The organism is Alicyclobacillus tolerans, assembly GCF_900142255.1.
GTDB classification, from domain to species: Bacteria; Bacillota; Bacilli; order Alicyclobacillales; family Alicyclobacillaceae; genus Alicyclobacillus_I; species Alicyclobacillus_I tolerans.
Genome location: NZ_FRAF01000029.1, coordinates 19,547 through 29,558, shown reverse-complemented (window position 1 = coordinate 29,558; position 10,012 = coordinate 19,547). Strand labels below are relative to the sequence as shown.

Sequence of the window (10,012 nt, the reverse complement as noted above, 5' to 3'; positions counted from 1 at the left end):
GCTATTCGTGGACGAATTCTGCCGCCTCGTAATGCCAGAGATTCGAGTATTTGTGGTACACCATGCCCCTTCACTTCACGCGCAAAATAGTTTGTAATGAATCCAACTAAGAGCAACCCTATCGCTGGAATGATTATGCGCAGAGGGGAATGGGTGACTTCAGGGGACACATGAAATAAAAGAAAAAACCAGTGAATCATAGCGCGAAACAAAATTGCGCCTAGACCCCCAATTATACCTACGAAAATGGAGAGAAGAAGTAAAAGCAAAGGTTCCCTATAGGGCTTGTTGAGCCAGCGAGAGATAATAGGGTCTTTCGCACTTACTGTTACAAACTGGCTATGCATAGCTTGTTCATACACCTGCTTCTCATATATGTTATGGAATTCTTTTTCTGAATTTTATTTTTGCATCACAATATATCTTCAGAGTTCAAATGTCAGTATATCAGAACAAAAGATGAGAATAAAAAGAATGTATTGTTAAATTAATTTTTAAAAAATAAATAAAATTGATTATGTTTTATAATAAAGAAAGAATGTATTTTATTTAGCTATTCAAATACATTACAATCCCACTCGTCCTGATGGGTTGTCACGAAACAAACTTCCTTCCCGTATATATCGTCTCAATGTCACTAATGACTTGTGCCGGGTTTGTCGCATAATGTCCCGTTCCAACACACCATTGACCGCAGCCTGTGTGGCAAATCCAGCACGCAGGCTGTGGCCGGCGAATTGGTCAGGATCTAGCCCGACCTTTTGTGCATAACGTTTGATGATTAAAGCTACGGATTGGGCGGTCAGTGCTCTTGGTTCCACATTGTCGGACTTATTCACTTTACGAAAGATCGGTCCATCCACGATAAACGCCTCATCGAGCCAAGTTTGTAGTGCTGTAACGGGACAAGTGGATGCCTGTTGGCCATGTACAATGGCAATCCGTTGTCCTTCTCCCTCCTGATCGGTTTTACTTTGTGGAATGGTCATGACTACGCCATCCTCACGAAATTCAACATCCTCCCATCGTAATGCAACAAGCTCTGACCGTCGAAAGGCTCCAGCAAACCCAATCAGCAGGAGTGCCTTATCTCGGATTCCCCGGAGTGTAGTTGTGTCGATAGCGTCGATCATTTTTCGCAACTCGTCCGTAAGAATAGGTTGTTTAGGTTCAGCAGCTATGCCATGTTCTCTGCGAATGCCACGCCATACGGTACGCACCAATAGGGACCGAGTGGGGGTTTCCCATTGTTTGGCTTGATGTGCTAAGGATAAGGAAGAAAGTCGACGAACGATGGTACTGGTTTTCGCACCGGCTTCGGCCAGCGCGGAGATATAAGCAGCGACCGTTTCGGGAGTGGCAGGTAAACTTTGTCGTTGATGAGCCTGGCACCACTGGACAAAATCCTGCCAATCGGAGCGATAAGCACGTCGACTATTTTCTGCATGTGAACGTTCCAGATAACGTTCGACTCTGTTTTCGAAAAGAGCGCGATCTACTTTAAAAATGGATTTATCCAACATGGTCGATATCCTCTTCCAACGTGTCCTGCTTTTTTGCGCGTAACGTTTCGAGTTTCGATTCGTAGGCTATGATTTTAGACCAAGACTGGGCAAAAGTGTCCTCCGAAGAAGAAAAGGCTTCCAGTGCATTGAGTAGACGATCCCTATCGGTTGTTCGTACACCTGGAAGCAGTAGGAAACGCATCAATGCGTTTGCAATGGCTTCATGGGAGAGTGCAGGCTCCACCAGCTGTAGCATGCGGCAACACTCTGCAATTGCTACCGCATCTACGAACACACGTGCACGATTTTGGGCAGCCCATTCGAGCACTTCAACGAGTGGATCAGCACTTTCGCTACCCAGCAGAAATTCCACAATGATATCTGCATGTGCAACCCATGTCTTCATCAATACGAATTCTCCTCTTGGTTTGGCGTGGGGTGTTCTGTCATTGCATTGGCTGAACGATCTGTCCATTGCTGCTTTTGTAATAATCCACGTACAGTATCCACTTGAATCGACTTTAAATTTTCCAAGTAGACACGTCCGGTATCATCCGTACGAAAAGCAATACGATCGTTAGGTTGAATTTGTAGGAGTTCTCTCACTTCTACAGGCAAAGTAATTTGAAACCGTTGAGAAAGACGAACGATGGATAACAACAACTTCACCACCTCATTTTGAAATGTACGTTATCAATGAATATATCATATTTCTTCATAAGTTATTGAAAGAATTCTTATGAAGTTAATTGAAAGAATCTATACGTATTACTAGCGATAACCTTATCTTATCGATACTAATATGCGAAAAATAAATGGATATCTATGGATGGTGTATGGTTTTGATTTAGGCGTATGAGGATTAATTGGTTGGATAAAGTGAGAAATTACTGTAAAAATACGAACTTGCGGAGAGATACAAGATTAGCTGCAAAGGATGTAGAGGGTGAAGATGTGAGTGTATGTTATGTTTAGCCTCTAGACTATCCGTCATTGTCTCGATAGACTGTAAACAAGTTTGAGTGCGGAGGTTATAAGGATGGAAATGGATTCGACGGAATATCGCGTTTTGAAGGCTGTGTGGAAGAAAAATCGAGGTAAACGTTTACCTTCTGCCATACAGTATCGGGCTGCTATCAAACATCCGCTTCCAGGAACCATCCGTTGGCTTCAAACACATCCTGCACCTTCGCTTCAAGATATATCCGACAACTATGGATCGTTTTCTATAGCGGTTCTTGACTTTTTAGATACCTACTACCGTCAGTACCCTGTCAAGATTCCTGATTATTTGCTTGGTTGGTTAACTGGACGTGCTTTGATTAGTCGTAAACAAAATGGACTCATGTTGCGATTTTCGGAGAGTGATCCCTACCAAATTCGGCTCTTAAAGCGCTTAATGCCGGATCTCAGTATTACGTCCTCTTCTCATAAAAATGAAGTTAAAGATATGAGGAGTTTTCATTATGGACGAATTTTTACCCTGAAGCATTTGTGGGAACCCGATATAAAGGCAGCCTTTCGTGCCACGCCTGATTTTGTTCGTGGTTATATGGAAGGGCATAGTATACTTCAAAAAGTGAGTTCGATGGATTCCTATCGTCTCATTCTTCATGGCCCATTAATCGAATCTTGTCGAGACTATTTGATTTCTCTAGGTGCTACTCCAACAAGTATCTATTGTTCCAGCGGAGGTCATGCTCGCTGGAATCTTCACAAAAAAAGTGTAAAAGTTATTTTTCCCATGTTGTATCCAGAGGGTGTTCTATGTAATCTACATTTTCGCTCAAAAATAGAACGCTTGATTTTAAAAAATACTAATGTTTAACATGATATCGACCACTAGTCTCTCATTCTTTGAGTGAAGAGTAGAGGATCTAAAATGGATTTGGCCTACCGTCAGTATCTAACCGCGGTAGGCCAGAGTTTTTAGTGGGATATTTTCTTGGCAATGCTTTCGATTTCTTGTTTTGACAGGTTGGTCACGTCCACGATGTCTTCTATTTTCATGCCCCTACGAAGCATGTTCATAACAATTTCCATTCGGCCTTCTTCACGACCTTCCATACGACCTTCCTCGCGGCCTTCTTCACGACCCTCTTCATAGATCTCTTCTGCCAGTTTGGACACTTTTCTCAGCTCCTTTCGAAATAGAAAGGGCCGGCCGGGGTGCTTTTTATGCTCAACCCGGCCATAGTGATATTTAGTGAATCTGCATGCGTAGTTTCTCAATTTGTTCGCGAGAGAGGCCTGTGGCCTTTTCAATCACGTTCACAGGCACGCCTTCTGCAAGTAGATTACAGGCGACTTTTTCTATACCTTCCTGACGCCCTTCCTCATAGAGCTCTTCCGCCAGTTTGGACACTTTTCTCAGCTCCTTCCGAAGTTGTACTCGTTGTTTTTCCGTGAGACCTTGATCGCCCAATACGAGAATGGCACTGATCACTAAATCTCGTTCGGTTTCATCTTTTACTTGCGGAATTAGTTCGCGTACTCGGTCAAATGCCTTGTCTTGATTTTCCAATCGCATATTCAGTGCCAGTGAGAGGCGCATGCGGTCGCCAGGTTCCCATTGTCCGGTACGCAGATGTTTTTCGACTTCATTTAACGCCTGTTCGCCGTCGAGTTGCGACAGGAATACATTCTCGACGCGGTAGAGCGCTGTGCCGATGTCGAGTTCAGCTGGCGCGTTCGTGACACTTGCGTGGTAGAGTACGACCGTGCGAATCTTCACACGATGTTCGTTTGCCAGGCGGGCGTCGTATTCTAAAAAACGATGCAACGTGGATTCTCGTTTGGTTTGAAATTCAAGATGAAACAAATCTTGATTCGCCATTCGCCATACACGATCCATGTGAAGTGTGTTGGCAGGAAGCTCCGTGATGAATGGTTCTTTCAACTCTACTCCGCGAATGCCCAAAATCTCCAAGGCTCCACCAGAGAGAGAACGCGTGAGTACTTTCATTAAGATATCTTGTTTTGCCATCACAAAAACTCCCCTGCATTCAGTATAAAGGATGGTGAAAGACTCAACAATTCTTATTTCACACCGAAACTTCCAGCATCTGCTCCACAGCGGCATCGCTTCGCATCCAACCGCGCCTGGCCTCAAAAAAGGTACGGTGATGTAGGATGGTTCCATCGGACAACAAGGTGTGCAGGATCATCATGACTGTCGTGGCTGCCATGAGATTGGTCATCAGGCGCTGCGGGTTGGATACCGACACTTCCCCACAGCTCACTTCGGTTGGCAGTTGGTCTTCTTCCATGAGATCGGGAAAAACTTCACCAGGAAACGGCAAGACGGTCTGTCCTTGAGACCGCACTCCAACCACGACCTGTCCTTCCCAACCGCTGTTTTTAAGGTGGGCCAGTTGATATCGATCCAAGTGTTCAGGATGTTCCGGTAAAGTGACAGCACTGTTGCCGCTGTCAATAGAAACGACATGGTTCAATTGAGACAGTTTTTCATGCAGAATACGCCGAGTACTACCGTTGTCTACACAAGCTACGACCACACTGCCGTTTTGGATAGCCAGATCGTCTAGCGATGTTTCGCGTGTTAGGTAGTGTGGATAGGCGGAAATCGGCAAACCGTAGGCACGTGCATATCGTTCTGCTAACACGGATGCCTTGTTCTTGCCGACATCTTGCGGCAAGAAGTATTGGCGCAGCAAATTCTTCTCTTCCACGGTATCTCCATCGATGAGCAGGACGTCCGGAGTGGACGTCCTTTGCTCTTTGAGTCCATAGAGCAGGCGGGCCAATTGCTGCAAGACATACCCGCCTGTTCCACCAACACCAACGAGTGCGATGGATTGCAATCGATGAGGATCGATTACCCGCACAGGCTTTAGCATAGGATGATCCCCTCCCTTTGCAGGGATGAGGTGACCACCCACGGCTCGATATCGCCATCAAAATAGTCTTGTGCGGGCAATATACAGAAGTTCCCGCCACAGGACATGCGCCAGCGTAAGGTAGGACGTTTATTTTGACAATCACCTATTACGCCATACAATCCTGTGCGTATCTCGTCCTCGTTGTCCGTGCTGCTGAAAAACGCAGGCATTCGTCCGTGTGAGTGTATCTGCGCCACAGCGAAAAGATCCTCGCTTTCCATGAAACCTTCGCCAATCACAGAGACCGAGTTGGAGCGTTGCTTTGGCCACATTACTTCATAGGTGTTGTGACGGCGGTCGAACAGAATATATGCGAGATGCTCGATATCCGGATCTGCCTGAAACCGCGTCACAATATCTGCTAAACAGCGGACTGGGATACGCGGAACGGCCAGATTGCATCCAGGGAATCCTATCGTGTATTGACCTTTGACAGGCGCCTGAAATCTTCCGGTTTGCGTCGTACGCACTTCCCACACCGTTCCTTCCTCATCCAGCAGATGATACACGGGAGGTTCGGGTTGAGGGACTTCGGTATAGACCAAAATTCCACGTGTTGCGCCTTTTTTGTGTGCTTTCAGTACAGGCACAATATGCCCTGTGGTTTTGTCGTAGACCAGTTCACAACGCTCTTTTGTGAGTTCTGGAAACTGTGGTTCCAGCCAGGCGCGAACGTCTTCGAGTTTCATATCTCGTCCAGGTACGTCGATTCGATGTCCGGCATAGTAGACGACGCGATCGATATCATAGACGTCCGGTTCGGGTTCTTCTTTCGATGCAGCAGGTGCAGTGGTTTTCGTTTTTTTCTTTGACTCCCTTGGTTCGTCGCTCTTGAAAGCTTTTGCTTCTTCCTCAGGCAAGAGATCAAAGAGAGAAGATTGGTTGGTTGTCATTGCAAATCGCTCCTTGGTTAGTGGCTTTTGGATTTTTGATGAAATGTTTGAACGTCCATGTTCATCGGGATGAGCCATTCCGGGCGTACTCCCTCCTGTACAACGGCGCTCAAAAAATCTTCGTATTCGGTATGGGGAGCGTTGTGAGAACGCCCCACGCCATACAAATCGTGATTGTTGGGTGTTGCCAGAAAAGCAAATACCGATTGTGGTGCCATCTGGTGTAATTCGCCTACCCTGCTCGGCAAGCCGTTCCAACATACTTGTCCGCTGGGATATACGTTGGAGAAAGGATAGCGGTAGAGTTGGCTTTGATGAGTGACGATATCATCTGTCGATACAGCCAGACGCAAATGGTGGATTTTTCGCGACTCCTTACCGGTGATCTCGTAAGTGACTTGATACACCAACGCTGGAAATGGAATCAGGAAGGTTTTTTCGCCAAAAATCAAAGGATATTCCATTCGCGGTAGCCACGCCGTCACGATACAACGGAGCCAATGTTGGGTTTGCAAGGTATCGACGAGCAAAGACCGCTCCGGTAATGGTGGACTCGAAACAATCGACACGTCGGGTTTCTTCAGTTGTTCCACTACGATGGAACGATCCAAGATATTTAACAGTTCATGGTATCCCACCGTTTTGTAGTGGTGTATACCGTTTTCAATGATTTCGAGCACAGGATATCGCTTGGGGGAGAGTTTCAAGATGACCTCATCCGCGCAGCTCTCTCCATGCATGTGCGTGGGCAACGTTTCCATAGAATATCCGCACCTCCCCAATACGCAGGATGGTTTCCCACGCATTCATGATTTCGTCTTCTGAAGGGTTGATGATCCCCCAGATGACATGAGGAGACTCATGGGTTGTGTCGATCATGATGAGATCTTCAGGTCGCAACCACTGGAGGAAATATCGGAATTCCACCAGTTGCTCTGGTTCTGGACTTGTGAAATACATGAGCATGAGAAGATCAGCATTGAGTAGTTCGCCCTGTACGAGCGATACATGATCGAACAACTCATCATCATCCGTGGAAGTTAAGGTCAAGGTGCAATCCATGGGCATTTGTATCAGCCACAATAGATCTCGCAGTTGTCCCTCGTAGATTCCTTCGGAGTAGCCATTGTAGTCCATGCCATATGGCCAAGTTAGCTGGTTTAAAGACTCGGGCAGCGCTACTCTGCGCAAGGCATCACGCAAAAATTCCAGATGATAGAGACTGCTACACAGGTGTTCCAGTAACTCATCGTTCATAGAAACACCTCCGACAAGCTCGGATCACACATAGCTTTCAGTCGGTACAGTTGATGAAGCAAGTCAGTCCATCTATCCTCATCAACGGTAAATTGAGCATATTCCAGTGCTGGATCACAGACGTCGTCATTGGATAGCAAACGCCAAGCCGCGCCGATGACATCATCCGTGAGATTCCATAGGTATTCACCATCAAAATCTTGATTTTCGATGCGCATAAGCAGTTCTTGAGCCGCTTGATAGTTAGGGAGCTGGTTGGGATCGTCGGGGCATTGCCTCAAGGTGTTTACAAATTGATCCCAGTGAACGTGGAGGATTCGATCCATCAACTGGCCCCCCTTTTTGTATGGAAGGGGCGAGTGTAGCCGAGTTCGGCGCAATGCGGACAAGCCCAATCGCCGTTTGAAGTGAATTCCAGTTCTGCAACGTGGCAGGTTGGACAGAGAAGTTCCCATTCCCAATCCCATGCTTCCATGATATCTCACTCCTGTACCTCCCCCTTGGCACGGGAGAAGGTCAAATTCCCGCCGTGCTCGGGGTTGAAACAGGTCGTTCAAAATAAGGGTATAGAAGATTTTTTGGCGGCTACAGCTAATTTTTCATCTGCTGTGGCCAAGGGAATGCCTTCCTGTAGCGCTAAATCTAAATACGACGCGTCGTAGGTCGACAGTTCCCACTGTTGAGCCAGTTGTATAATTCTGCGTGCGTGTTGAATGCTATGGGATGTACTGATTTGAATATCCAGTAGAGATAGCAGACGCATGGCTGTTTCCACTTGTTCTTGCGTTAAACGTTTTCTTCTCCATCCGACCAATAGCGCATTTGAAATTTCAATCGGCCATATTGATGGGACAAAAACTTTTTCCAGTTCGCATCTTAATAAAATCGAATCCGCTTTTTCATTAGATTCATCTGGAAAGCACCAGCTTAGGGCAATGGAAGCATCCAGAACAAAAGCCATCTAGTATCTCCGCCCCTCTTCAATCATTTCCTTGAGCGAAGTTTGAGCGGATTTGACATTCGTTCGTAACGATTGAAATTGTCGTAAAATGTGCTGGTAATCCAGCTTATCTTGCTCAATGGGAATGACTTTTGCAACAGGAATACCCCTTTTGGTCACGATAATGGTTTCACCTAGGGATACTTGTTCCAAGAGTTCTGCGAAATGTGTTTTTGCCTCGTATGCGCCTATGGTTTTCATGCTCCACCGCCTCATTCGACTAGTCTTTAAGACTAGTTTATGAAGAAAGGTCATGGAATACAAGTGTGTTTGTCTCATCAACATTCGCATATCTACTCCATTCAAGAAGTGAGTGGTATCACATTGGTTGTTGTCTGTCCTCGATCCATACAAGCCACGATACCACGCTTGGTGAGCAAATCATGCACAAACAATCTTCCTTTTTGTGTCCACTCCGTTTGCAACTGGACGCCGCGATCACCATTGGATCGTGTATATTGAACCGTGTGAGAGTGCGTATATCCCATATGTTGATATTTGGAATACAGCACCCACTGACCATTCACTTTGAACTGCACACCGTCTTCGTGAAGAATAGCGTTAAGACGTTTTCCAGACAGACCATAGTCCTTGGCAATCTGTGTGATGCAAACCGTGTCTTTGGAAGCGAGTATTTGATCTACGTAGGTCAGCTTGGGTTCTGCTTCTGCCAAGCATTGCTCTAAAGCGAGTTTATCCGCTTCGAGCTGTTCGTTTTTTTCGACTTCAGTCACCAAAGCCAGTAGTGCTTCTTTATAGTTTTTTGGTAATTCGAGTAACATTTGTTTTTGAAGCAACTGGTTTTGTAATTCGCGAAATGCTTGAATGTATTTCACTTTGAAACGCATGGCTTCTTTACCGGAGTATCCCATAACTAAGATGGTGAAGCCATCTTCTGTAAGAAGGTACTTTTGATAAATTTGACCGTTTTGTGGGTGGGTAAAGCTAGTCTCCTCAAAATTGAGGAGACCCCATTCGTCATCGAGTTCTTTTAAGATTGTCCGAATATCTCGGATTACATTGTCATGTCTTTTCCCGAAAACTTCTGCAACCGTCAAACTATCCGTGACTGGCCGATGGTTTTCAACAAACACGAGTGTTTTTTTCATTTTGATCTCTTCCTCCAGTAGTGGGTGTAATATACACTCCCCACTGGCCACGCCGGGGGAGTGTCGCAAGCCCGACGTGGTGGGCCTTGGTATCCGAAATTAAGCCACGCACGTACAACTGGTGAATTGTTCTTGATCAATAGAAACATCTCTCATCCATCGAATGGCTTCTCGCCATGTCAGTTGGGATTTCAAGATCGTCTCTACCCGGTTCGTGGAATCCACATACACGATGGCCACCGTCCGTCTTCCTTCGCGAAAGCCCATCGGTTGCATCCGAACACGGCCTTTTTGGGAAACAGAGTGTATGGCTTGTCCAAAACACAAAGTCCACAAGATTCTCATT

The 10,012-nt window shown here is 46.0% G+C and carries 16 protein-coding genes; 1 reads left to right on the top strand and 15 read right to left on the bottom strand.

Features of this window, described 5'->3' with window-relative positions; genetic code table 11:
- From BUA75_RS13615 to BUA75_RS13600, 4 genes are all read right to left on the bottom strand, one after another.
- A partial coding sequence (locus tag BUA75_RS13615; RefSeq protein WP_242650338.1) for a hypothetical protein occupies positions 1-362 on the bottom strand: 362 nt, incomplete at its 3' end.
- Positions 363-566: 204 nt separating this feature from the next.
- Positions 567-1,523, bottom strand: a complete 957-nt coding sequence (locus BUA75_RS13610; protein ID WP_072875147.1) for a site-specific integrase — start codon at positions 1,521-1,523, stop codon at positions 567-569.
- On the bottom strand, positions 1,513-1,914 hold the full coding sequence (locus tag BUA75_RS13605) for a hypothetical protein (protein ID WP_129583661.1): 402 nt from the start codon (positions 1,912-1,914) through the stop codon (positions 1,513-1,515). The genes BUA75_RS13610 and BUA75_RS13605 overlap by 11 nt, the downstream gene beginning before the upstream one ends.
- Positions 1,911-2,165, bottom strand: coding sequence for an AbrB/MazE/SpoVT family DNA-binding domain-containing protein (locus BUA75_RS13600; RefSeq protein ID WP_072875145.1), 255 nt, complete (start codon positions 2,163-2,165; stop codon positions 1,911-1,913). Before BUA75_RS13600 ends, BUA75_RS13605 begins: the two co-directional genes overlap by 4 nt.
- Before the next feature lie 379 nt (positions 2,166-2,544).
- Here BUA75_RS13600 and BUA75_RS13595 point away from each other — a divergent pair, with 379 nt between their 5' ends.
- Complete coding sequence (locus BUA75_RS13595; RefSeq protein ID WP_072875144.1) at positions 2,545-3,333, top strand: hypothetical protein; 789 nt, start codon at positions 2,545-2,547, stop codon at positions 3,331-3,333.
- A gap of 101 nt (positions 3,334-3,434) precedes the next feature.
- Here BUA75_RS13595 and BUA75_RS13590 read toward each other — a convergent pair whose 3' ends face one another.
- The 11 genes from BUA75_RS13590 to BUA75_RS13540 form a co-directional block, all read right to left on the bottom strand.
- Complete coding sequence (locus tag BUA75_RS13590; RefSeq protein ID WP_072875143.1) at positions 3,435-3,635, bottom strand: hypothetical protein; 201 nt, start codon at positions 3,633-3,635, stop codon at positions 3,435-3,437.
- A gap of 73 nt (positions 3,636-3,708) precedes the next feature.
- Positions 3,709-4,491 (bottom strand): Rpn/YhgA-type helix-turn-helix domain-containing protein, encoded by a 783-nt coding sequence (locus tag BUA75_RS13585; protein ID WP_072875142.1) that lies wholly within the window; start codon positions 4,489-4,491, stop codon positions 3,709-3,711.
- A 58-nt stretch (positions 4,492-4,549) separates the two neighbouring features.
- Positions 4,550-5,365, bottom strand: coding sequence for a ThiF family adenylyltransferase (locus BUA75_RS13580; protein WP_072875141.1), 816 nt, complete (start codon positions 5,363-5,365; stop codon positions 4,550-4,552).
- On the bottom strand, positions 5,359-6,378 hold the full coding sequence (locus tag BUA75_RS13575) for a Mov34/MPN/PAD-1 family protein (RefSeq protein ID WP_165612032.1): 1,020 nt from the start codon (positions 6,376-6,378) through the stop codon (positions 5,359-5,361). Before BUA75_RS13575 ends, BUA75_RS13580 begins: the two co-directional genes overlap by 7 nt.
- Entirely contained in the window at positions 6,318-6,980 is a 663-nt protein-coding gene (locus BUA75_RS15725; RefSeq protein ID WP_207549769.1) for a hypothetical protein, read from the bottom strand. The genes BUA75_RS13575 and BUA75_RS15725 overlap by 61 nt, the downstream gene beginning before the upstream one ends.
- Before the next feature lie 34 nt (positions 6,981-7,014).
- Positions 7,015-7,557 (bottom strand): hypothetical protein, encoded by a 543-nt coding sequence (locus BUA75_RS13565; protein WP_072875138.1) that lies wholly within the window; start codon positions 7,555-7,557, stop codon positions 7,015-7,017.
- Complete coding sequence (locus tag BUA75_RS13560; protein WP_072875137.1) at positions 7,554-7,883, bottom strand: hypothetical protein; 330 nt, start codon at positions 7,881-7,883, stop codon at positions 7,554-7,556. The genes BUA75_RS13565 and BUA75_RS13560 overlap by 4 nt, the downstream gene beginning before the upstream one ends.
- 227 nt (positions 7,884-8,110) lie before the next feature.
- Complete coding sequence (locus BUA75_RS13555; RefSeq protein WP_072875136.1) at positions 8,111-8,518, bottom strand: type II toxin-antitoxin system VapC family toxin; 408 nt, start codon at positions 8,516-8,518, stop codon at positions 8,111-8,113.
- Positions 8,519-8,758 (bottom strand): type II toxin-antitoxin system Phd/YefM family antitoxin, encoded by a 240-nt coding sequence (locus tag BUA75_RS13550; RefSeq protein WP_072875135.1) that lies wholly within the window; start codon positions 8,756-8,758, stop codon positions 8,519-8,521.
- A 101-nt stretch (positions 8,759-8,859) separates the two neighbouring features.
- The gene (locus tag BUA75_RS13545; RefSeq protein ID WP_072875134.1) at positions 8,860-9,666 is read right to left on the bottom strand and encodes a phage antirepressor KilAC domain-containing protein; all 807 of its coding nucleotides are present in this window, start codon (positions 9,664-9,666) and stop codon (positions 8,860-8,862) included.
- A 99-nt stretch (positions 9,667-9,765) separates the two neighbouring features.
- Positions 9,766-10,011: a hypothetical protein gene (locus tag BUA75_RS13540; protein WP_072875133.1), complete on the bottom strand. Its 246-nt coding sequence runs from the start codon at positions 10,009-10,011 to the stop codon at positions 9,766-9,768.
- Position 10,012: the final 1 nt, after the last annotated feature.